20 protein-coding genes and 8 tRNA genes are annotated in these 22,222 nt (G+C 65.8%); 5 read left to right on the top strand and 23 right to left on the bottom strand.

Going from position 1 to position 22,222, the window contains the following annotated elements; genetic code table 11:
• The first annotated feature begins 269 nt into the window (after nt 1–269).
• Nucleotides 270–971, top strand: coding sequence for a protein phosphatase 2C domain-containing protein (locus IHE46_RS05035; RefSeq protein WP_192163517.1), 702 nt, complete (start codon nt 270–272; stop codon nt 969–971).
• Here the strand turns inward: IHE46_RS05035 and dnaQ are convergent.
• From dnaQ to IHE46_RS05020, 3 genes are read right to left on the bottom strand one after another with little or no spacing between them, the layout of a single operon-like run.
• Nucleotides 963–1,706 carry a DNA polymerase III subunit epsilon gene (gene dnaQ / locus IHE46_RS05030; RefSeq protein WP_192163516.1) on the bottom strand — a complete coding sequence of 248 codons (744 nt, stop codon included), beginning with the start codon at nt 1,704–1,706 and terminating at the stop codon, nt 963–965. The two genes, IHE46_RS05035 and dnaQ, sit on opposite strands and share 9 nt — an antisense overlap.
• Complete coding sequence (gene rnhA, locus IHE46_RS05025; RefSeq protein ID WP_192163515.1) at nt 1,703–2,152, bottom strand: ribonuclease HI; 450 nt, start codon at nt 2,150–2,152, stop codon at nt 1,703–1,705. The genes dnaQ and rnhA overlap by 4 nt, the downstream gene beginning before the upstream one ends.
• 12 nt (nt 2,153–2,164) lie before the next feature.
• Complete coding sequence (locus IHE46_RS05020) at nt 2,165–2,842, bottom strand: methyltransferase domain-containing protein (RefSeq protein ID WP_192163514.1); 678 nt, start codon at nt 2,840–2,842, stop codon at nt 2,165–2,167.
• Between the two features lie 225 nt (nt 2,843–3,067).
• On the opposite strand from IHE46_RS05020, the gene gloB reads away from it, so the two are divergent.
• Together gloB and IHE46_RS05010 are read left to right on the top strand one after the other, a co-directional pair.
• On the top strand, nt 3,068–3,835 hold the full coding sequence (gloB, locus tag IHE46_RS05015; protein ID WP_192163513.1) for a hydroxyacylglutathione hydrolase: 768 nt from the start codon (nt 3,068–3,070) through the stop codon (nt 3,833–3,835).
• Nucleotides 3,832–5,088 carry a LysM peptidoglycan-binding domain-containing protein gene (locus IHE46_RS05010; protein ID WP_343229989.1) on the top strand — a complete coding sequence of 419 codons (1,257 nt, stop codon included), beginning with the start codon at nt 3,832–3,834 and terminating at the stop codon, nt 5,086–5,088. The genes gloB and IHE46_RS05010 overlap by 4 nt, the downstream gene beginning before the upstream one ends.
• Nucleotides 5,089–5,175: 87 nt before the next feature.
• Here IHE46_RS05010 and IHE46_RS05005 read toward each other — a convergent pair whose 3' ends face one another.
• The 16 genes from IHE46_RS05005 to rlmE all read right to left on the bottom strand — a co-directional run bounded on the left by IHE46_RS05005 (nt 5,176) and on the right by rlmE (nt 18,095).
• Nucleotides 5,176–7,080 (bottom strand): SurA N-terminal domain-containing protein, encoded by a 1,905-nt coding sequence (locus IHE46_RS05005; protein ID WP_192163512.1) that lies wholly within the window; start codon nt 7,078–7,080, stop codon nt 5,176–5,178.
• Between the two features lie 135 nt (nt 7,081–7,215).
• Nucleotides 7,216–7,292 (bottom strand) — tRNA-Asp (locus IHE46_RS05000).
• Nucleotides 7,293–7,301: 9 nt separating this feature from the next.
• Nucleotides 7,302–7,376, bottom strand: a tRNA-Val gene (locus IHE46_RS04995).
• Between the two features lie 19 nt (nt 7,377–7,395).
• Nucleotides 7,396–7,668 carry an HU family DNA-binding protein gene (locus tag IHE46_RS04990; RefSeq protein WP_192106112.1) on the bottom strand — a complete coding sequence of 91 codons (273 nt, stop codon included), beginning with the start codon at nt 7,666–7,668 and terminating at the stop codon, nt 7,396–7,398.
• 342 nt (nt 7,669–8,010) lie between these two features.
• Nucleotides 8,011–10,509: an endopeptidase La gene (gene lon, locus IHE46_RS04985; protein ID WP_192163511.1), complete on the bottom strand. Its 2,499-nt coding sequence runs from the start codon at nt 10,507–10,509 to the stop codon at nt 8,011–8,013.
• A gap of 272 nt (nt 10,510–10,781) precedes the next feature.
• Entirely contained in the window at nt 10,782–12,074 is a 1,293-nt protein-coding gene (gene clpX, locus IHE46_RS04980) for an ATP-dependent Clp protease ATP-binding subunit ClpX (RefSeq protein ID WP_192163510.1), read from the bottom strand.
• A gap of 173 nt (nt 12,075–12,247) precedes the next feature.
• Nucleotides 12,248–12,871, bottom strand: coding sequence for an ATP-dependent Clp endopeptidase proteolytic subunit ClpP (gene clpP, locus IHE46_RS04975; protein WP_343229988.1), 624 nt, complete (start codon nt 12,869–12,871; stop codon nt 12,248–12,250).
• 85 nt (nt 12,872–12,956) lie between these two features.
• A complete protein-coding gene (tig, locus tag IHE46_RS04970) occupies nt 12,957–14,249 on the bottom strand; it encodes a trigger factor (protein ID WP_192163509.1) in 1,293 nt (430 codons plus the stop codon).
• A gap of 80 nt (nt 14,250–14,329) precedes the next feature.
• Nucleotides 14,330–14,415: transfer RNA gene (locus tag IHE46_RS04965), tRNA-Leu, on the bottom strand.
• A gap of 197 nt (nt 14,416–14,612) precedes the next feature.
• Nucleotides 14,613–14,688: transfer RNA gene (locus IHE46_RS04960), tRNA-Lys, on the bottom strand.
• Nucleotides 14,689–14,702: 14 nt separating this feature from the next.
• A tRNA-His gene (locus IHE46_RS04955) sits at nt 14,703–14,778 on the bottom strand.
• A 16-nt stretch (nt 14,779–14,794) separates the two neighbouring features.
• Nucleotides 14,795–14,871, bottom strand: a tRNA-Arg gene (locus IHE46_RS04950).
• Between the two features lie 24 nt (nt 14,872–14,895).
• Nucleotides 14,896–14,972: transfer RNA gene (locus IHE46_RS04945), tRNA-Pro, on the bottom strand.
• Between the two features lie 173 nt (nt 14,973–15,145).
• Nucleotides 15,146–15,222 (bottom strand) — tRNA-Arg (locus IHE46_RS04940).
• A 270-nt stretch (nt 15,223–15,492) separates the two neighbouring features.
• Nucleotides 15,493–17,448 (bottom strand): ATP-dependent zinc metalloprotease FtsH, encoded by a 1,956-nt coding sequence (gene ftsH / locus IHE46_RS04935; protein WP_192163508.1) that lies wholly within the window; start codon nt 17,446–17,448, stop codon nt 15,493–15,495.
• Nucleotides 17,445–18,095, bottom strand: a complete 651-nt coding sequence (gene rlmE / locus IHE46_RS04930) for a 23S rRNA (uridine(2552)-2'-O)-methyltransferase RlmE (RefSeq protein WP_192163507.1) — start codon at nt 18,093–18,095, stop codon at nt 17,445–17,447. Before rlmE ends, ftsH begins: the two co-directional genes overlap by 4 nt.
• A 76-nt stretch (nt 18,096–18,171) precedes the next feature.
• Here rlmE and yhbY point away from each other — a divergent pair, with 76 nt between their 5' ends.
• Nucleotides 18,172–18,468: a ribosome assembly RNA-binding protein YhbY gene (yhbY, locus tag IHE46_RS04925; RefSeq protein WP_192163506.1), complete on the top strand. Its 297-nt coding sequence runs from the start codon at nt 18,172–18,174 to the stop codon at nt 18,466–18,468.
• Entirely contained in the window at nt 18,468–18,854 is a 387-nt protein-coding gene (locus tag IHE46_RS04920) for an Mth938-like domain-containing protein (RefSeq protein WP_192163505.1), read from the top strand. The genes yhbY and IHE46_RS04920 overlap by 1 nt, the downstream gene beginning before the upstream one ends.
• A gap of 54 nt (nt 18,855–18,908) precedes the next feature.
• On the opposite strand, the gene IHE46_RS04915 is transcribed toward IHE46_RS04920, so the two are convergent.
• From IHE46_RS04915 to surE, 4 genes are read right to left on the bottom strand one after another with little or no spacing between them, the layout of a single operon-like run.
• Nucleotides 18,909–19,991: a peptidoglycan DD-metalloendopeptidase family protein gene (locus tag IHE46_RS04915; protein ID WP_225562800.1), complete on the bottom strand. Its 1,083-nt coding sequence runs from the start codon at nt 19,989–19,991 to the stop codon at nt 18,909–18,911.
• Nucleotides 19,992–19,995: 4 nt separating this feature from the next.
• Nucleotides 19,996–20,604 carry a DedA family protein gene (locus IHE46_RS04910; RefSeq protein WP_192163504.1) on the bottom strand — a complete coding sequence of 203 codons (609 nt, stop codon included), beginning with the start codon at nt 20,602–20,604 and terminating at the stop codon, nt 19,996–19,998.
• Entirely contained in the window at nt 20,604–21,299 is a 696-nt protein-coding gene (locus IHE46_RS04905) for a protein-L-isoaspartate(D-aspartate) O-methyltransferase (RefSeq protein WP_192163503.1), read from the bottom strand. Before IHE46_RS04905 ends, IHE46_RS04910 begins: the two co-directional genes overlap by 1 nt.
• A gap of 3 nt (nt 21,300–21,302) precedes the next feature.
• Nucleotides 21,303–22,091, bottom strand: a complete 789-nt coding sequence (gene surE, locus IHE46_RS04900) for a 5'/3'-nucleotidase SurE (RefSeq protein WP_192163502.1) — start codon at nt 22,089–22,091, stop codon at nt 21,303–21,305.
• Nucleotides 22,092–22,222: the final 131 nt, after the last annotated feature.

The following is a 22,222-nucleotide window of genomic DNA, read 5'->3' as shown; positions in this document are numbered from 1 at the left end:
CCCACACGGAGCGGCCATGGATTCGACCCTGCACCTCCTTAGATAGCGGGCGGCACGAATGCATCGCGTGAAGGAACCCGCGATCGCGCGTTCACAGCATGAGCGACGAGCGGCCTCTATCGCGCGCGGTGCATGCCGAATCCCGACCGGCCACTTTCGACCATCCTGCTCCCGCCGCAGACCTGTACGCCGATTTCACAGCCCAGAGATTCTTTGCACCTCCTCTCGACATCCGTCATGCTCCGCGCATCAGCCCTACCCTGCCTCTCATGATCGAATTCGGACACGGCACCCACGTTGGCCTGCGCCGCACGCGCAACGAGGACACTTATTACGCGGATGCGACGCTCGGCCTGTTTCTGGTGGCCGATGGCATGGGCGGTCACCTGCATGGCGAGGTGGCATCCGCCGTGGTGCGCGACAGCGTGGTCGAGCTGGTGAGCCGCGGGCACAGCCTGGCCGAGGCCATCCGCGGCGCCGACGAGCACTTGATGGCGCAACTGCACGACCATGCCAGCCCACTGCCGATGGGCAGCACGATCGCGGCCTTGCGCCTGAGCGACGATGGCTACGAGGCGGCATGGGTGGGCGACAGCCGCATCTACGCGATCGGACGCGAATTGCGCCAGGTCAGCCACGATCATTCGCTGGTACAGGCACTCGTCCAGGCCGGACGGCTGGACCCCGCGCACGCCGCGCGGCACCCGAACCGCAGCGTGCTCACGCAGGCGCTGGGCGTGACGGCCGCGGCACAACTGCACATCGGCATGGCGCGCGGCCGCATCACGCCGGGCATGGGTTTCCTGTTGTGCAGCGACGGCCTGGTCGAGGACCTCGACACGGCGTCGATCGCCCGCACGGTGGCGCGTACCGACCTGGCCGCGCAGGAATGCGTGGATCAGCTGCTGCTGAATGCCCTGGATCGCGGCGGCACGGACAACATCACCGCGATCCTGGTGCGCTCAAGCTGAGCCGGTTTCCAGCTGCGCCTCGGGCGCATCCAGCTTGCGCCAGACGCTGACGCCGCCCACGCTTTTGTCGAGCGCATCGAGGCGCTGCTCGTGCATGGCGGTTTCTTCGGCGGAAGCGCGCAGCACACGCGGGCGGCCGCGCAACACCAGCGGCGCACCCACCGCCGAGGCCTTCGTCGACTCCTGCGGCTGCTCGAAGGCCAGGTCCATCGCCACCTGACCGGAGGTCATCGCGAGATAGACGTCGGCCAGCAGCTGCGCGTCGATCAGGCCGCCGTGCAGGTCGCGCCGCGAGTTGTCGACGCCGAGGCGCTTGCACAAGGCATCGAGGCTGTTGCGCTGGCCTGGGTAGCGTTCGCGCGCCATCGCCAGCGTGTCGAGCACGCTGCAGCGGTCGCCGATGCGGCCGAAGGCATCGCCCAGCCGCGCCAGTTCGGCATTGAGGAAGCCCACGTCGAAGCTGGCGTTATGGATGATGAGCTCGGCACCGTCGATGAAGGCGAGGAACTCGTCCACTTTCTCGGCGAACAGCGGCTTGTCGACGAGGTGCTCGTCGCGGATGCCGGTGACCTGGCTGGCGCCCTCGTCCATCGCGCGCTCGGGGTTGAGATAGGTCTGCCAGTAACGGCCGGTGAGGCGCCGCCCCACCATTTCCACGCAGGCGATTTCCACCAGCCGGTGACCTTGGCGCACCTCCAGGCCGGTGGTTTCCGTATCCAGCACCACCTGCCTCATGCCTGGCTCCTGTATTGCTCGGCCTGTTCGCGCGCGGCCTGATCGACGCGCTCGTTTTCGGCGTGGCCGTTGTGGCCCTTCACCCATTGCCAGCGCACGCGATGGTTGCCGGTGGCGGCCGAAAGCCGCTCCCACAGATCCTGGTTCTTCACCGGCTTCTTGTCGGAGGTGCGCCAGCCGTTCGCGCGCCACTTAGGAAGCCACTGCTCGATGCCCTGCATCACGTAGCGCGAGTCGGTGGTGAGCACCACGGCGCAGGGCCGGGTCAGTGCTTCCAGGGCACCGATCGCCGCCATCAGTTCCATCCGGTTGTTGGTGGTGTCGGCCTCGCCGCCCGCCAGCAGGCGCTCATGCCCCTTGGCGCGCAGCAGGGCCGCCCAACCGCCGGGGCCGGGATTACCAAGGCAGGCACCGTCGGTGAAAGCCAGTACTTCATCAGTCGTCACACATGCTTCCTGTCAGGACACGGAATGCCGCCGCGTGCCCGGTGACAGGCGCGCATTGACCGGCGCGCGTGCCGGCAGCGGCCGCAGTTTCATGGGTATGGCTGCACGCCGGCGCTTGCGCGCCAGCAGCAGATAGGCGCCTCCCCAGCGGCTGTCTCCCGCCAGCTTGGCCCCCGGCCGATGGGCGCCCAGTCGGCGGAGGTTCTCGAATTCCAGCCCTTCGCGCTGCAGGTGCAGACGCAGGCGCCACGGCCACTGCAGGGTTTGCCGCTGTCCACGGGCACGCCAGTAGAACCATGGCGCCCAGCCGCTCAACGGATGCACCGCGGTCACCGCCAGCACACCGCCGGGCGCCAGCACGCGGCAGGCTTCGGTCATCAGCGCGGCGGCTTGCGACGCCGGCTCCAGTACATGCTGCAGCCAGACGAGATCGAAAGCTTCGTCGACGAACGGCAGCGGCTCGTCGACGCGACCGCGCACGTCGCCGCGGTAACCATCCGGCGCAAGCCACAACCGCGTCCACGTCACGCCGGGCAGCGACGGTACCGCATCGTCATCGGCGACCCCGATGCGTAGGGCGCGCCGCCCCGTCTCGCGTTGCAGCAACGGGGCCATGCTGCGCCATTGCCCGCTGCGCAGTCGGCGCAAGGGAGCACTGGAATGAATGTCGCGGTCGCGTTGAAGCGGCATGCACTCGATCCGGCGCGGCGGTCGTTGAAATCCAACCGCGAGTGTAACGTTTGCGGATATCGAATGCGCCGCAGGTCTTTGCGGATGGGCGGGCATCGCTGAACCACCGCCGCCGCGTTAACGACATGCTAACGAGCCGCCGCGGAAGCCTGACTATAGTCGGTCGCTTAACGCACGCCTGGATGGCCGTGTCGCACGTTCTCGACCATCGCAGCGGAGTTAGCCGTGCATCTCCAATCGCTACCGGCACTGGCCGACAATTACATCTGGCTGCTGCACGACGATGACGGCAACGCCATCGTCGTCGATCCCGGCGAAGCCGTTCCGGTGGAGCAGGCCTTGGCCGCACGCAAGCTGCAATTGCGGGCCATCCTGCTGACGCATCACCACAACGACCACATCGGTGGCGCGGCGGTCCTGCGCCAGCGGTACGACGTGCCTGTGTACGCGCCTGAGGACGCGCGTATCGAGTCGGCCACGGTGCGCGTGCACGACGGCGACCGCATAACTCTGTCGCAGCCACCAGCCAGCTTCGAGGTGATCGCCGTACCGGGGCACACGCAGAGCCATGTGGCCTATTACGGCGAAGGCGTGCTGCTGGCCGGCGACACCCTTTTCAGCATGGGCTGCGGTCGCCTGTTCGAAGGCACGCCGGCGCAGATGCTGGCCTCGCTGGATCGTCTCGCGGCACTGCCTGCCGACACCCTGCTCTGCTGCGGGCACGAATACACCGCCGCCAACGGCCATTTCGCGCAGGAGATCGAGCCGGGCAACGCCGCCGTGTCGGCGCGCCGGCAGGAAGTGGCTACGCTGCGCCAGCAGCAACGGCCCAGCCTGCCGGTGACCATGGCCAGCGAGTTGGCGACCAATCCTTTTCTGCGCACCGACGCGCCTGCGGTGGTCGACTGGTGCGAGCGCGAGGCCGGGCACAACCTGGATCGCGTCGCGCGCTTCGCCGCCGTGCGGGCGGCCAAGGACGCGTTCCGCGCATGAACAGTCCCCTTCGTCCGAAGCTGCTGCTGCCGCTGGCGCTTTCCACTCTGCTCACGGCTTGCGCCACCACTCCGCCGCTACGCCCTGCGCCTGCACGACCGTCTGCGTCCCCCGCGACCGCGCCTGCCGCCGCTTCGACGACGACAACCGCACCGGCCGCCACGCCAGTCGCGCCCGCCCCTGCGGACAGCGGGAACGTCTGGGACCGGCTGCGCAGCAGTTTCCAGATGGCCGACTGCGACGACGATCCCGGGGTACTGGCCTGGGCCAAGCGCTACACCAGCAACAAGGAGCGTTTCGAGGAGCAGACGCGCGATGCCCTGCCCAAGCTGGTCTACGTGCAGGAGGTCGCCGCCGAACATGGTGTGGCCGGCGAGTTCGCCTTCCTGCCATGGGTCGAGAGCGGCTACCGGCCGATCCCCGGCCGCAGCGGCCGCCCCGCCGGCATGTGGCAGATCATGCCGACCACGGCAGCGGCGATGGGCCTGCGCGTGAACGGCCGCTACGACGGGCGCCTCGACATGCAGGACACCGCCGATGCGGTGATGAAACTGCTGAATCGCTATTACGAAGAATTCCACGACTGGCGCATTGCGGACTACGCGTACAACGCCGGCGAATACAAGGCCCGGCAACTGGTGCAGAGCCACGGCCTGCCGCCGCAGCTGCCGGTGATTCCGCGCTGGCCGGTGCACGACATCACCCGCGAACACCTCACCAAGCTGCTGGCCATGGCCTGCGTGGTTCGCCAGCCGGAACGTTTCGATGTCAGCTTGCCCGTGCTGGCGCCCAGCCAGCACCTGGTCAAGGTGCAGCTGCCCCACTCGATGCCGCTGGCGCGCGCCGCCGACCGTGCCGGCATGCCGCTGGATCAGCTGAAGGATCTGAATGCCGCCTTCCGCAACGACTTCGCCGATGCCAACGCGACCTCCTACCTGATGATGCCGGCCAGCCACGCACAGCAATTCCAGGATGCGCTGCTCAACCAATCGGAAGGTGTCGACAATTTCAGCCGCGCGGACTTTGCCGGCGACACCGCGTCCATCGCCAGCGATGCCGCCACCTCATCCGACAGCGGCACGAAGTCGAAGCATGCCTCGAAGGGACCGCGCACGCACCGCGTGGCACAGGGCGAAACCCTGTGGCAACTGGCCCGCCATTATTCGGTGAGCGTGCGCGACCTGCAGCGCTGGAACAACCTGCACGAACAGAGCATCCACCCGGGCCAGTTGCTCAAGATCAGCGCGCAATAGGCACCGCAGGCGGGGCAACGCAGCGGACACAAACGACAAAGGCGGCCTTGAGGCCGCCTTTGTCGTTTGCTGCAAACCGCTCGTGACTTACATGCGGTCCTTGGCGATCTTGACCTCGGTGCTGTTGCGCAGGGTCTTGATCAGCTCCTGCGTCATCACGGCGCCGTAAGCTTGCGTCATCTGCTGGCGCAGCATGTCCTGATCCTGGGGCGTGAACTTGGAAAGATCGGCGCCCTGCACCTTGTCCACGGCCAGCAGCGCATAGCTGCCGTCCTGCATGTCCACCGCAGCGTACTGCGGCTTACCGCCGGCCGGGTGCGGCAACAGGAAAGCCTGGTCACGCAGTGCCGCAGGCAGGTCCGGCTGGACGCGCACCACGTCCGTCACACTCTTCACGTCGGCATGGTCGGAAGCGGCCACCGCCGCCAGCGTCTCGCCCTTGTTCAGGCGTGCCAGCAACCCGTCGGCCTGTACCTTCGCGGCCGCGGCGATGCGCTGGTCGAGAATGATCTTCGCGATGGCGGCGTGCACTTCAGCCAGCGGCTTGGCCGCGGACGCCACATGCTGCGCCACACGGAGCACCACGGCGTCGTCGTTGCCGAGCTCGACCAGGTTGGAATTGTTGCCCTGCGCGAGCACGTCGCTGCCGAAGGCCGCCTTGATCACCTTGGGATTGGCGGCAATGCCCTGGCCGCCCTGGCGCGGGAACAGCGCCGTGGTCTGAATCGGCAGACCCAGCGCCTGCGCGGCAGGTTCCAACGACGAGGGGTTCTGATAGGTGTTGTCCGACAGCTTGCCGGCCACTTCGTTGTACTTGCGGTCCTTATCGCCGGCGGTGGCTTCGGCCAGCAGCTGGTCGCGCACCTCGGCGAAGGCCTTGGCGTCGCCGCTGCGGACATCGCGCAGCCAGAGGACGTCGTAGCCGTCCGGCGTCAGCACCGGCTTGGAAATCTCGCCCTTCTTCAGGGCGAACATCGCCGTGTCGAAGGCGGCATTGGTCACGCCCTTCTGCAGCCAGCCAAGGTCGCCGCCCTGGCGCTTCGAACCCAGGTCGTCCGAATCCTGCGCGGCCAGCTTGGCGAAGTTGTCCGGCGTGGCTTCGGCCGCGATCTTGTCGGCCTTGGCCAGCGCGGCCTTCTGCTGGTCGGGCGTGGCGTTGGCAGGCACGTTGACCAGGATGTGCGACACCTCGCGCTGCTCGGGCTGCACGAAGCGCTGCTTTTCGTTCTCGTAGCGCTTCATCAGGTCGGCGTCGCTGGGCGGCGCGTCCGGCTTGAGGTCGCTGCCCTTCACTTCGATGTACTGCAGCGACACCTGCTCGGGGTTCATGAAATCCGCGAGATGTCCCTTGTAGTAATCGGCGATCTGCGCATCGGTGACATTGGCGTCGGCGGGCTGCGGCTTGGGCAGCACGGCGTAGCTGATGTCACGGCGCTGCATGCGCAGGTCGAGGTAATGGTTCATTTCCTCGTCGGTGACGATGGTGCTGGCGTCGACCGCGTTCGGCAGCGCCTGCGTGGCCAGCGAAGCGCGGATGTCGTCCTGGAACATGTCCGGCGTCTTGCGCTGCTCGGCCAGCACGGTGCGATACATGTTGGGGTCGAACTGGCCGTTGACCTGGAATGCGGGGATGTTGGCGATGTAGTCGCGAATGGACTGGTCCGGCACGCGAATGCCCCAGTCCTCGTTCGCCTTCAGCAGAAGCTGCTGGTCGACCATGCCGTCCAGCACCTTCAGCTTCATGTCCGGCTTCTCGAACGCATCCGCGTCGAAGCTGTCGCCCTGCTCCGCGCTCATCTGCTGGCGCAGCTGGTTCATGCGCTCCTGGAAGTCCTGCTGGCTGATCTCGTGCTTGCCGACCTTCGCCACGTAGGTGTCGGCGCGCGACGCGATGTAGCCCTCGATGCCGAAGAACGACATCGCGAAAGTGGCGAGGCCGAGAAGGACGGCGGCGGGCCATCCGTGCATCTTGTTACGCATTGCCTGCAGCATTGCCTACCCCTACCTTCCTGCCACTTGTTGACCTGCGCACTCGGCGCCGTTGCACGAACCAGCCTGCGTCGGCCGGAAACACATCCGGCCGGATTCCAAACAACAAGGGCGCCGCTGGGGCGCCCTTGCAAACCGTGGCGGAGCGGACGGGACTCGAACCCGCGACCTCCGGCGTGACAGGCCAGCATTCTAACCGACTGAACTACCGCTCCACGAATTTCTGGTGGGTGCTGTAGGGATCGAACCTACGACCATCGCCTTGTAAGGGCGGTGCTCTACCGCTGAGCTAAGCACCCGAAACCGAGCGTAAGCTGCTCAGTTTAGGGCGTCCTTGAGCGTCTTGCCAGCCTTGAAGGCGGGAACCTTCGAAGCCTTGATCTTGATCGTCTCGTTGGTACGCGGATTGCGACCGGTACGGGCGGCACGCTTGCGCACGGTGAAGGTACCGAAACCCACCACCGACACATCCTCGCCCTTCTTCAGGGACTTCTGCACGACTTCGACGAACGCGTCGAACGCACGACCGGCATCGGCCTTGGTCAGTTCGGCCTTGTCGGCGATGGCATTGATCAGATCGGTTTTATTCATTGATAGCTCCCTTATACGTTTTGCGGCAGGCCCGCCCCGCGACAGGGGCGCACTCAGTCGCCATGGATGGTTGGTACCCGCTGGGCGCCGTAACGCAACCCCGCATCACGGACACATGCAGCAGGCGCCGGGATTGCGGTTTCACCTTTATACCAGCGCCTCGCCGAACACCGCAATACAAGCTGCAGCAAGGTTTTCAGGCCACGTGCAGCGGTTGCGGAAACTCTGCCGCCGACTCGTCGAAAAATGCCTCACGACACTTGCGGAGTTTTCGGAAGACATGAAAGCATGAGGCGCCGCGAACCGGTACACGATTCGACGGCGCCTGCACCGGCAACCGCTTCAATGCGGACGGATGTGCGAATCCGACTCGTCGCCGTCCGATGGCTGCTCTTCGTGCGTGGCGTGCGATTCCGGCTTCGCCTCGTTCGGCTGCAGCGGACGCTCCAGCGCGATGTCGAGCACTTCGTCGATCCAGCGCACCGGATGGATTTCCAGCGACGAGGTGATGTTCGCCGGCATGTCGGCCAGGTCCTTCTTGTTGTCCTCGGGAATGACCACCGTGGTGATGCCGCCGCGATGCGCGGCCAGCAGCTTTTCCTTGAGGCCGCCGATCGGCAGCACGCGGCCACGCAGGGTGATCTCGCCGGTCATCGCCACTTCCGAACGCACCGGCACCTTGGTCAGCGCGGACACCAGCGCGGTGCACATGCCGATGCCGGCGCTGGGGCCGTCCTTCGGCGTGGCGCCTTCGGGCACGTGCACGTGGATGTCGAATTTCTGGTGGAACTCGGGGTCGATGCCCAGCCGGTCCACGCGTGCGCGCACCACGGACAACGCGGCCTGGATCGATTCCTTCATCACGTCGCCGAGCTGACCGGTATGCACCAACCGCCCCTTGCCGGGCACCACGGACGCTTCGATGCTGAGCAGCTCGCCGCCCACCTGCGTCCAGGCGAGGCCGGTAACCAGGCCCACCTCGTTCTGCAACTCCTTGCGGCCGAAGTCGAAACGGCGCACGCCGAGGTAGTGGTCGAGGTTGGACGAGTCCACGCGTACCGCTGTCACGGCCTTTGCCTTGGCCTTGGCGGTCTTCTTGGCCGCCGCCGGTTTCGCCGCCTTGCCCTTGGCCTTTTGCACCTCGCCCAGGGTGAGTTCCTTCACCACCTTGCGGCAGATCTTGGACACCTCGCGCTCGAGGTTGCGCACGCCGGATTCGCGCGTGTAGTAGCGCACGATGTCGCGCACGGCCTCTTCCGCGATGCTCACTTCTTCCGGCTTCAGGCCGTTCGCCTTGATCTGCTTGGGCAGCAGGTACTTCTGCGCGATGTTGAGCTTCTCGTCCTCGGTGTAGCCCGGAATGCGGATCACCTCCATGCGGTCGAGCAAGGGACCGGGGATGTTCAACGAATTCGCGGTGGCGACCCACATCACCTCGGAAAGGTCGAGGTCAACCTCAAGGTAATGGTCGTTGAACGCGTGGTTCTGCTCGGGATCGAGCACTTCCAGCAGCGCCGAGGACGGGTCGCCGCGGAAGTCCATCGACATCTTGTCGATCTCGTCGAGCACGAACAGCGGGTTCTTGCTGCCGGTCTTGTTGAGGTTCTGCACGATGCGGCCCGGCATCGAGCCGATGTAGGTGCGGCGGTGGCCGCGGATCTCGGCCTCGTCGCGCACGCCGCCCAGCGACATGCGGACGAATTTCCGGTTGGTGGCCTTGGCGATGGACTGGCCGAGCGAGGTCTTGCCCACGCCGGGCGGCCCGACCAGGCACAGGATCGGCCCCTTCATCACCGACACGCGGTGCTGCACGGCGAGGTATTCGAGGATGCGCTCCTTGACCTTCTCCAGGCCGAAGTGGTCGGCATCCAGCACTTCCTGCGCCAATGCGAGATCCTTGCGCACTTTGCTGCGCTTCTTCCACGGCACGCCGACCAGCCAGTCCAGGTAGTTGCGCACCACCGTGGCCTCGGCCGACATCGGCGACATCTGGCGCAGCTTGCCGAATTCCGCGCGCGCTTTCGCCAGCACCGCCTTGGGCATGCCGGCGTTCTCGATCTTCTTCTGCAGCTCCTCGACCTCGTTCGGGCCGTCCTCGCCCTCGCCCAGTTCCTTCTGGATCGCCTTCATCTGTTCGTTGAGGTAGTACTCGCGCTGGCTCTTCTCCATCTGCGACTTCACGCGGCCGCGGATGCGCTTCTCCACCTGCTGCAGGTCCATCTCGCCGTCGACCAGGCCGATCAGCAGCTCCAGCCGCTCGCCCACGTCGGCGGTTTCCAGTACCTTCTGCTTGTCGGCCATGCGCACCGACAGGTGCGCGGCGATGGAATCGGCCACGCGCGAGGGATCCTCGATGCCGGACAGGCTGGCCAGCACTTCCGGCGGCAGCTTGCGGCTCTGCTTCACCAGTTGCTCGAACAGCGAGATCAGGGTGCGCGATACCACGTCCAGCTCGCGCTCCTTGGCGCCATAGACGGGCTCGATCACACGCGAACGCGCCACCAGCATGCCGCCGTCTTCATGGCAGCCCTCGACGGAAACGCGCGACTGGCCCTCGACCAGCACCTTCACGGTGCCGTCGGGCAGCTTCAGCAGCTGCAGCACGCTGGCCAGCGTGCCGATCTGGTGCAGGTCGCCCACCGCCGGATCGTCGATGTCCGGGCTCTGCTGGGCCACCAGCAGGATCTTCCGCTCGCCTTCCATGGCGCGCTCCAATGCGCGCATGGATTTGTCGCGGCCCACGAACAGCGGGATCACCATGTGCGGATAGACCACCACGTCGCGCAGCGGCAGCACGGGCAGCGCATCGAGCATGACGGGCGTAGGGGTGTTTTTGGCCATGGGGCTTTTCTCGCGGAATCCGATGGGACGAGCCCGACACTGCGCCGGGCATCATTTCACGTCAAGTGGAGGCGATGCGGGGATTACTCAAGCGATGCCGGTCCTGCGAACGTCCTTGTTCACGAGAATCGGGCAAGCCGTGGTCCACCCTGCACTTTCTGTTTTTTGCGATCGCGCATGGCCGCGAAAATCCGACGGATGCTCCGCACGCCGATAAAACAAAACGGCCCCGGCGCGGACGCCGGAGCCGTGTCTGTGGACACACGGTGCGATCAGGCTGCGTCGCCGCCCTCGCCCGCCGCGCGCTGCTGCAGGTTGCCGCGATAGATCAGGTAGGGCTCGGCCTGGCCTTCGATCACCGCGTCGTCCACCACCACCTTGCTGACGTGTTCCAGCGAAGGCAGCTCGTACATGGTGTCCAGCAGCACCTGCTCGAGGATGGTGCGCAAGCCGCGGGCACCGGTCTTGCGCTTGAGCGCCTTGCGGGCGATGGCCTGCAGCGCTTCCGGGCGGAACTCCAGCTCCACCTCTTCCATCTCGAACAGCTTCTTGAACTGCTTGGTGACGGCGTTCTTCGGCTCGGTGAGGATCTTCACCAGCGCCGGCTCGTCCAGCTCCTCCAGCGTGGCGATCACCGGCAGGCGGCCGACGAACTCGGGGATCAGGCCGAAACGCACCAGGTCCGCCGGCTCCACGTCGGCCAGCACCTTGCCGAGATTCTGCGTGCGCTCCTTGCTGCGCACTTCGGCGCCGAAACCGATGCCGGTGTTCTCGGAACGCTGCTGGATGACCTTCTCCAGCCCCGCGAACGCGCCGCCGCAGATGAACAGGATGTTCTTGGTGTCCACCTGCAGGAATTCCTGCTGCGGATGCTTGCGCCCGCCCTGCGGCGGCACCGAGGCCAGCGTGCCTTCGATCAGCTTGAGCAGCGCCTGTTGCACGCCTTCGCCCGACACGTCGCGAGTAATCGACGGGTTCTCGCTCTTGCGCGAGATCTTGTCGATCTCGTCGATGTACACGATGCCCGACTGCGCCTTCTCGACGTCGTAGTCGCACTTCTGCAGCAGCTTCTGGATGATGTTCTCGACGTCCTCGCCCACGTAGCCCGCTTCGGTCAGCGTGGTGGCGTCGGCGATGGTGAACGGCACGTTCAGCAGGCGCGCCAGCGTCTCGGCCAGCAGGGTCTTGCCCGAACCAGTGGGGCCGATCAGCAGGATATTGGACTTGCCCAGCTCGACGTCGTCGCCCTTCTGGCGGGACTCCATGCGCTTGTAGTGGTTGTACACCGCCACCGCCAGCGCCTTCTTGGCGCGGGCCTGGCCCACCACGTACTGGTCCAGCGACTCGCGGATTTCCTTGGGCTTGGGCAGCTGAGTGCGGCCGGAGGCGGCCTTCTCCTCCAGCTCCTCGCGGATGATGTCGTTGCAAAGCTCCACGCACTCGTCGCAGATGAACACGGACGGACCCGCGATCAGCTTGCGCACCTCATGCTGGCTCTTGCCGCAGAAAGAGCAGTACAGGATCTTGCCGCTGTCGCCGGAACGCCCCTGTCGGTCGTCGCTCATACTTTCGATTCCGCTGGTAAAACTGTGGGTGATTCAGGTTGCGGCCCGAGAATAGCACAGGGCTCCGCGCCTGCCCGCAGACGCGAAGCCCCTTGTCCCTAGCTCAAACCATGGCGAGTGCGGCCATGAATGGCCGCCCGTTTGATCTTCGCGATCAGGGATGATCGCAAAAGTTAAGCCGATTTGACCGTCTCGACGGTGCGGCGGTCGAGCACCTGATCGATCAGGCCGTATTCGCGGGCGGCCTCGGCGCTCATGAAGCGGTCGCGCTCCATGTCGCGCTCGATCTTGTCCAGCGGCTGGCCGGTATGCTGCACGTAGATGTCGTTGAGGCGACGGCGCAGGTAGAGGATTTCCTGGGCCTGGATCTCGATGTCGGTGGCCTGGCCGCGGGCACCGCCCGACGGCTGGTGGATCATCACGCGCGAATTCGGCAGCGAGAAGCGCTTGCCCTTGGCGCCGGCCATCAGCAGCAGCGACGCGGCACTGCAGGCCTGACCGATGCACATGGTGCTGACGTCAGGCTTGATGTACTGCATGGTGTCGTAGATCGCCAACCCCGCGGTGACCGCACCACCGGGGCTGTTGATGTACAGGTGGATGTCCTTGTCCGGATTCTCCGACTCCAGGAACAGCATCTGCGCGACCAGCAGGTTCGCCACCTGGTCGTTCACTTCGCCGACCAGGAAGATCACCCGCTCCTTGAGCAGGCGCGAATAGATGTCGTAGGAGCGCTCGCCGCGGGCGGTCTGCTCGACCACCATCGGCACCAGGTTGAGGTTCTGAATCGGTTCCACGGTCTGTGCGCTCCCGGAGTTGGTGTGCCTGAAGTTATGCCGTCGGGCCTGGCCTGCGCCAGCCCCGACGGCTCGGCGCCCGATATCAGGCGCCCGTGGGGCGCATCACCTCGTCGAAGCTCAGGTCCTGCACGGTGGTGTTGGCGTGTTCCGCCACCCACTCGGCCACCTGGTCTTCCATCACGCGGTTCTGCAGCCCAGACATCAACTGGGGGTCGCCGTTGTAAAGTTCAACGACCTTTTCCGGCTCCTCGTAGGTCGAGGCGATCGCGGCGAGCTGCTCGGCCACGCGCGTGCGGTCGATCTTCAGCTCCTGCTTGCGGGCGATCTCGCCCATCAGCAGGCCGGCGACCACGCGCTTGCGCGCCATCGGCAGCGCGGCTTCGATCAGCTGCGGCGGCGGCTGCTGACCACGCGGCACGCTGCCCGCGGCCATGGCCTGCGCCTCGGACTGCACCATCAGCTTCGGCACGTCCAGCGAGCCGTGCTTGTCGGCCAGCTGCTCGGCCACTTCGGACTTCAGGCGTGCCATCAGCGCGGCCTTCAGCTCGCGGTCGAGGTTCGCGCGCACTTCCTTGCGGAAATGTTCCAGGTCGCCGTCGGCAATGCCGAACAGCTTGGCGAACTCGGCGTCGATCTCCGGCAGCTTCGGCTCCTGCACCTTGACGATGCGGAAGTCCACCTTGGCGGTCTTGCCGGCCAGGTTCTCGTTGCGGAAATCCGCCGGGAAGGCGACGTCGGCCTCGTAGCTGTCGTCGGCCTTGCGACCGGTCAGCGCCTCGTCCAGCGCCTTGAACAGGTTGCCCGAGCCCAGCACGCTGCCCGCACGCTCCTGGCCTTCGGCCGGGAAGCGGTAGTCGCCGACCTGCGCGGCGTATTCGAACATCACGAAATCGCCCTCGGCCGAAGCGCGCTCGACCTGCTCGAAGCTGCGACGCTGCTGACGCAGCGTTTCCAGCATCTTCTCCACGTCGGCGTCGGTCACCGTCGCGTGCGGGCGCTTGATCTCCAGCGCGGCAACGTCGACCGCCGGGAACTCCGGCATCACCTCGAACGTGGCGGTGTAGGCGATCTCGCCGTTTTCCGGCTTGCCGGTGGTATCGATGGCGGGATTGGCAACGGGCTGCAACTTCTCCTGCGTCACCGCTTCACGAAGGGTGCTGCCGATCAGGTCGGACAACACTTCGCCACGGACTTGGTCGCCGAAACGCTGCTTGATGACAGCCACCGGCACCTTGCCCGGACGAAAACCCTTCAGGCGCACCGTGCGCCCCAGCTCAGCGATACGCGCGCTCACCTGCGTTTCGTAACGCTCGGCCGGGAACTTCACCGTGAGCTTGCGCTCGAGCGTGCCGATGCTTTCAACCGAAACCTGCATGTCGTCTCCTGGAACCTGATTGTTGTGACGCCCGGCAGGGCATCATGGCTGCAATCCCGCAGCGCATGGAAATCACGACGTGGTGCGAAAGGCGGGACTCGAACCCGCACGGGGGTTACCCGCCAGAACCTAAATCTGGTGCGTCTACCAGTTCCGCCACTTTCGCCTGTCGTGCCCAGCTTTCAGGACATTGGCGGCACCGGCCGCCGTGTCCTGGCCAGTCATCGTCTAAGTCGATGATTACCCAGCGCTAAAGCGGTTCATTGTACGGGTGCGCCAAGGCGCAGCACAAGCACGCAACGCACCACGATTTTCCGCTTCCACAAAGCGAAACGCCGACCACGGAGGTCGGCGTTTCGGTGTTGGTGGGCCGTGTAAGATTCGAACTTACGACCAATTGATTAAGAGTCAACTGCTCTACCAACTGAGCTAACGGCCCTGAAACCTAAATTTTGGGGTGAACGATGGGACTCGAACCCACGACGACCGGAATCACAATCCGGGACTCTACCAGCTGAGCTACGTCCACCATGGAAAGCGTTAAGTGGTGCGCCCGACAGGACTCGAACCTGCAACCGTCGGCTTAGAAGGCCGATGCTCTATCCGGTTGAGCTACAGGCGCGGACGCCGATTGCAGAACAGGCAGTGGTCGGGGCAGAGGGATTCGAACCCCCGACTTTTGCGTCCCAAACGCAACGCTCTACCAGACTGAGCTATACCCCGAACGAGCCCGCGACAGCCTTCATCAACGGAGCCTTGGAATGTTACGGTTGACCTTACCACCCGTCAAACCATGAGCATCGCCCAGGACACCTTGCCCACCATCCCCCGGATCGGTCATTGCCCGTTCCGGGGATGCAGAGCGAAGCGCGGATGCTTCGCCTTGCAGTACAAAATGGCGCGCCCGGAGAGATTCGAACTCCCGACCACCTAGTTCGTAGCCAGGTACTCTATCCAACTGAGCTACGGGCGCGCACTGAAACTTGCCTTCCGCGACCCGATTTCCCGAGCCGCCGAAGCGAGGAGCGGAATTATTCAGGGTCGCGCATCGAAGGTCAACACTTTTCGTGAAAAATTTTCACGCATCCCGCCGGTGCGTTGACCCATCCGCTGGTCCATCCCGCGAAGAACCCGGCTGACCGCATGCACGCCGCCGTCCGTTCGAAACGACGAAGGGAGCAATGCCATTGCTCCCTTCGCGTAATCAACCGCCCATTTCCGTTTGGACGCCCAGACGTCCGATTCAGGCATCCAGGCCCGAGCGGTTCTGCGTCGCCGGATCGCCCATCTTGCCTACCGTGGAGTCGCCGCTCTTGGGCGGCGGAGGCGGCGGCGTGGAACCACCACTGGCGTTGCGGTTCCAGTCGGCGGGCGGACCCGGCAGGCGGCCAGCCATGATGTCGTCGATCTGGCGCGCATCGATGGTCTCGTACTGCAGCAGCGCCTCGGCCATCGTGTGCAGCTTGTCGATGTTGTCGGTCAGCAACTGCGTGCTGCGCGCATAGGCGCGATCGAGGATGCTGCGCACCACGCCATCGATCTTGCCCGCCGTCTCGTTGGAGATGCTCTTGTGCTGCGTCACCGAACGACCGAGGAACACTTCGTCTTCGTCTTCGCCGTAGGTGATCGGACCCAGTTCGTCGGACAGGCCCCACTTGGTGGCCATGTTGCGTGCCATTTTGGTGGCGCGCTCGATGTCGTTGGAGGCGCCGGTGGTGACCTTGTCCGTGCCGAAGATCAGCTCTTCGGCCACACGGCCACCGTACAGCGAGCACAGCTGCGACTCGATCGCCACGCGGTTCATGCTGTAGCGGTCACCTTCCGGCAGATACATGGTGACGCCCAACGCGCGACCGCGCGGGATGATCGTGACCTTGTAGACCGGGTCGTGCTCGGGCACAAGGCGACCGACGATGGCGTGGCCCGCCTCGTGGTAGGCGGTGAGCTTCTTCTCGTCCTCGCTCATCGCCATCGAGCGGCGCTCGGCGCCCATGAGGATCTTGTCGCGCGCCTTGTCCAGATGGACCATGCGCACCTCGCGCGCGTTCTCGCGCGCGGCGAACAACGCCGCCTCGTTGACCAGGTTGGCGAGGTCGGCGCCGGAGAAGCCCGGCGTACCGCGCGCAATGGTCATGGCATCGACGTCGGCAGCCACCGGCACCTTGCGCAGATGCACCTTGAGGATCTGCTCGCGGCCCTTCACGTCGGGCAGGCCCACCACCACCTGGCGGTCGAAGCGGCCCGGACGCAGCAGGGCCGGGTCCAGCACGTCGGGGCGGTTGGTGGCGGCGATCACGATGATGCCTTCGCTGCCCTCGAAGCCGTCCATTTCCACCAGGAGCTGGTTCAGCGTCTGCTCGCGCTCGTCGTGTCCGCCGCCGAGGCCGGCACCGCGATGGCGGCCGACCGCGTCGATTTCGTCGATGAAGATGATGCAGGGCGCGTGCTTCTTGGCCTGCTCGAACATGTCGCGCACGCGGCTGGCGCCGACGCCCACGAACATCTCCACGAAATCCGAACCGGAGATCGAGAAGAACGGCACCTTGGCCTCGCCTGCGATGGCCTTGGCCAGCAGGGTCTTGCCGGTACCCGGCGGGCCCACCATCAGCACGCCGCGCGGAATCTTGCCGCCCAGCTTCTGGAATTTGCCGGGGTCGCGCAGGAACTCGACCAGTTCGCCGACCTCTTCCTTGGCCTCGTCGCAACCGGCCACGTCGCTGAAATTGACCTTGATCTGGTCCTCGCCCTGCAGCTTGGCGCGCGAACGGCCGAAGCTCATTGCGCCGCGCCCGCCGCCGCCGGACTGCATCTGGCGCATGAACCAGATGATGACGCCCACGAAGAGGATCATCGGCAGCCAGGTCACCAGCAGGCCGACCAGCGAGAAGCTTTCGGCCGGGTCCTGACGCACTTCCACGCCCTTGTCCTGCATCTGCTTCACCACCGCATTGGTGGAGAAGCCCAGCATCGGGGCCACGGTGCGATAGCCGGAACCGTCCTTCAGCTTGCCGCTGATCTCGGCCGGTTGATCGGCGCTGATCACGGCGCTGGAAACGTTGCCGTTGTCCACGCTCTGCACGAAGGCGCTGTAGGCCATGTTGGAGGACCCGCCACCGTGCGGGTTGAAGCTCTGGAACACGGTGAACAGCACCACCGCGATGATCACCCAGAGCAATACTTGTTTCGCTGTTTCGTTCATGCGCGATTCCCGCCCGTTTGCGCCGCGACCGGCTTGCGGCCGATCGCCAGCGCGTACACCTCACGCGAACGCGCGCGCGAGGCCTTTGGTTTACGCATCGTCACGCGCGAGAAGTCCGCGCGCAAGCTGCGCAAGTAATCATCGAAGCCCGCTCCCTGGAACAACTTGATCAGGAACGCGCCCCCCGGTTTCAGCCATTGCCGGGAAAAATCCAGCGCCAACTCGGCCAGCGCCATCGCCCGGATCTGGTCGGCCATGGCCACACCACTCATATTGGGGGCCATGTCGGACAGTACAAGATCCACCTTTTGCCCTTCCAACCGCGCCTCCAGCGCCCGCAGCACGCTCTCTTCACGGAAGTCGCCTTCGAGGAAATCCACCCCGGCGATGCCCTGCATCGGCAGGATATCCAGCGCGAACACCTTGCCGGTGTCGCCCAGCCGCTGGCGCACCAGTTGCGACCAGCCGCCCGGCGCCGCGCCGAGATCCACCACGGACATGCCCGGCTTGAGCAGGCGGTCGCGGTCGATCAGCTCTTCCAGCTTGTAGACGGCACGCGAGCGCACGCCCTCGGCCTGCGCCTTCTTCACGTAGACGTCATTGAAATGTTCACGCAGCCAGCCGGCGCTGCTTTTGCTGCGGCTCATGGGACAGCATCGCTACAGGGGGATGGTTGCGCATGATACCCTTTGCCGCTCACTCCCCGCGAATCGAAGCCGCCGCATGGCCCTCTCCCCCTCGCAGATCCGTTACCTGCGCAGCCTTTCCCATGGCCTGAACCCGGTCATCCTGCTTGGCAACAAAGGCGCCAGCGAAGCCGTGGTCAAGGAACTGGGCCTGGCGCTGGAGATCCACGAGCTGGTCAAGGTGAAGCTCTCCGGCGGCGACAAGGAAGACCGCCAGGCGCAGCTCGACACCCTGCTGTCCGGCACCGGCGCCGAAGCGGTGCAGCAGATCGGCCATGTCGCCGTGCTGTTCCGCCGCAACGCGGACGAACCGAAGATCGCCCTGCCCCGCTGATGGACCTCTCGCTCGACCGGCCCGAGGGTTACCTGTTCGTGCGCCGTGTTGGCGAGAACGGCATCACCCTGATCGACCGCGAGCTCACCGACAGTTTTCTGCTGGCCCCGGACCGTGCCGTCGAGCACTGGCCCGTGCATGAAGCCGGCACGCTGGATGCCGGACACGTCGACGCCCTGCTGGCCCTGCAACCGGAACTGGTGCTGCTGGGCACCGGCGCGCGCCAGACGTTCCCGCCCGCCGCCTTCATGGCCGGTTTCCTGCGCAAGGGCATCGGCGTCGAGGTCATGGACAATGCCGCCGCCGCGCGTACCTACAACCTGCTGGCTGGCGAAGGGCGCCGCGTGGTCGCCGCATTCATGCTTGGCTCTTGCGCTCGTCCCTGAGCGCGAAAGTCACACGGGCGGCCATCCATGGCCGCCCTTTTCATAAAAGCCGCGTTACTTCGCCGGCAGGTAACTGAGCGGATCGACCGGGTTGCCGTCTTTGCGGATCTGGAAGCCCAGTTCCACGCGCGAGGCGCCACTGGATCCCATCTGGGCGATCACCTGGCCGGCGCTGACGTGCTGGCCTTCCGTCACCAGGCGCTTGCTGTTGTGCCCATAGGCCGAAAGCAAACTGTCGTTGTGCTTGATGATGACCAGCTCGCCGTAGCCGACCAGGCCATTGCCGCTGTACACCACCACGCCGTCGGCCGCCGCGCGCACCGGGTCGCCGGCATTGCCGGCGATCTCGACGCCAGGCACCGCATCGCCGGGGGTGAAGCGCTTGATGATCTGGCCGTCGGCCGGCCAGCGCCACGTCACGCCACCCGCCGAGTTCGAACGGCCGCTCGCGATCACCGGCGTGGGCGCCGGCGGCGGTGGCGCGACGGGCTTGGGCTCTCCCGCCACCGGCACCACGGTGCCCGCAGCCGCCGGTGCCACAGGAGTCGATGCCACGCTCGGCGCGACGGCCGCTGGGGCGGCCTTCGGCGGCGGTACCGCAGCCACGCTCGCCGCTCCAGCCGCGGCTGCCGCTATCGGCGCAGCATGATTGCCGGGTTGCGGCGGCGCAGGCTGAGGCTGGGCCGATGTCTGGGCCTGCACGTTCTCGAACACAGGCGCGGACGGTGCGGCTGGCGCGGTGGCAACGTGAGGCGGATTCGCCCTGGCCGTCGTCGCCACTTCCGGAGCCGGAGCACTGCCGTTCGGCGGCGACAGGCGCAGCTTCTGTCCCGGCCAGATCGTGTATGACGTGTCGATGCCGTTCCACTTCGCAAGGTCGCGGTAATCCACGCTGTTGCGGAAGGCGATCGAATACAGCGTGTCGCCCTTCGCCACCACGTAGCTGCCGCCGGGAATCGGGGTATGCGCCGGGACCGCTGCAGGCACGATCCGCGCATCGTGGTTTTGTTGTCCCGATGCCGGTTCCACCACCACGGTGCTGCATGCGGACAGCGCCAGCCATGCGGTGGCGGGCAGCAGAAGGGAAAGGTATCGGTTCATGCGCGCCAGCATAGCGAGGCCTCCCTGTATTTTCATGCGCTCAACGCCGCCAGATCCACCACGCCAGCAACGCGGCCAGCGCCACCAGCACGGCCCAGCCTATCCACTCGATGTACTTGTGCAGGACGTGCTCGGCGCGTTCGCCGAACAATCTGATCAACAGCGCCAGCAGCCACACGCGCTTGCCGCGGCCCAGCGCCACGCAGCCAAGGAAAGGCAGCACCGGCACGCCCACGATGCCCGAGGCCCAGGTCACGAATTTCATCGGCACCACCGGTTGCAGCGCCGCGAGGATCAGCACGCCAAACAGGCCCCAGCGATGTTGCGCCATCTGCGTGCGCAGGCTCTGCACGCCCTGCTCGATCGGCGCCAGGAGATGCAGGGTGCCGAGCAGCGGCTTCAACGCCTCGAACGCCCAATGCCCCAGCAGGTAGCCGACCAGTGCGCCAAGCAGCGAAAACGCCAGGCTGATGTTCGCGTAGAAGAACGCCTTGTGCCGCTTGCCGAGCATCATCGGCGCCAGCATCACCTCCGGCATGACCGGGAAGATGAAGGCCTCGACGAAGCTGAGCGCGCACAGGTAGCGAACGGCGTGGGGATGGCGCGCCCACGTCAACGCGCGGGCGTAGAGCTTGCCGAACAAACGCATCAGCCGATGCCTCCAAGCAAGGGCACGAAGCTGACCGCGCCGAGTTCTTCCTGGACGAAATCGCCCTGCCCGTCGCCGCGCAGGCGGATCAGCACCTGGCTGCTGGGCGACCCCACCGGGGCCACCAGCACGCCAGTCGGACTGAGCTGCTCGAGGATGCGGCTGGGGATGCTGTCGCCCGCAGCGGTGAGGATCACCGCATCGAACGGCGCCTCGTCGGCCCAGCCCAGCTTGCCGTCGTCGTGCCGCGAACGGATGTTGGTGAGGCCTAGCTGGCGGAAACGACGGCGCGCCTGGCGCAGCAGTTCCTCGATGCGCTCCACCGTGTAGACCTGCTCCACCAGCGCAGCCAACACCACCGCCTGGTAACCGGAGCCGGTGCCGATTTCCAGCACGCGGCCAGGCTTTTCCTTGCGCTCGTCGAAATGCTCGAGCAGCGCCTCGGTCATCCGCGCCACCACCCAGGGTTGGGAGATGGTCTGGCCGTGGCCGATGGGCAGCGCGGTGTTTTCGTAGGCGCGCGAATGCAGCGCCTGGTCGATGAAATGGTGACGCGGCACGTTGCGGATCACGTCGATTACCCGCGCATCGCGGACGCCGCTTTCCTTGAGCTGCACGGCGAGTCGGTCGCGCGCGCGCTGCGAGGTCATGCCTTCGCCTTTCAGTGCCGATGGGGGCAGCGTGTGCATGTTCATCGCTCAGGCCGCCTTGTGGCCGGGAGCGGTCTTGTCGTTGCCCAGCGACTGCACCCAGCTGCTCACCTTTTCCAGCGCCTGATAGCGGGTGAGATCGACATGGATGGGCGTGACGGAGACATAGCCGCGGCGCACCGCATCGAAGTCCGTGCCGGGGCCTGCATCGTCGGCTTCGCCTGCCGGACCGATCCACCAGATCGGACGGCCGCGCGGATCGGTCTGTGCGATGCACGGCGCGGCGCGATGACGGCGCCCCAGCCGCGCGACCTCGAACCCGTGGATTTCCGACCACGGCCGATCCGGCACGTTGACGTTGAGGATGGTGTCGGCCGGCAGCGGGTCGACCAGCAGGCGGCGCATCAGCAGCAATACCGCGGTGGCCGCCGAGTCGTAGTGCTCGCCGCGATGGTCGTCGCTGGCCAGCGACACCGCGATGGCCGGCAGGCCGAGGAAACGCCCTTCCATCGCCGCCGAGACCGTGCCGGAATAGATCACGTCGTCGCCGAGATTGGCCGAGTTGTTGATGCCCGACACCACGATGTCCGGCTCGTGCTCGAGCAGGCCGGACAATGCCAGATGCACGCAGTCCGTAGGCGTGCCCGCCACGCGATAGCGACCGTCCTCCATCCGCAGTACGCGCAGCGGCGCATCCAGGGTCAGCGAATTGCTGGCGCCGGAACGGTCGCGGTCGGGCGCCACCACCGTCACCTCGCCCACTTCGCGCAAACGCGCGGCAAGCACATGGATGCCCCGCGCATCCACGCCATCGTCGTTGCTGACAAGAACTCGCATGCTGATCCGTGTTGTATCGACCACAGCGCACGTCAATCGACGTACACACCCTGCAACCACCCGAGTTTACCGGAGCGAATCCGCGGTTTCACGGATCGACGGCGCATTGCGCGCGAACCGTCGCTTGCTAG

The sequence above is a fragment of the Rhodanobacter sp. DHG33 genome (assembly GCF_014843005.1).
Taxonomy (GTDB): Bacteria; Pseudomonadota; Gammaproteobacteria; order Xanthomonadales; family Rhodanobacteraceae; genus Rhodanobacter_A.
Note: the sequence above shows the minus strand (reverse complement) of the source record. Positions and strands in the feature narration are given on the sequence as shown.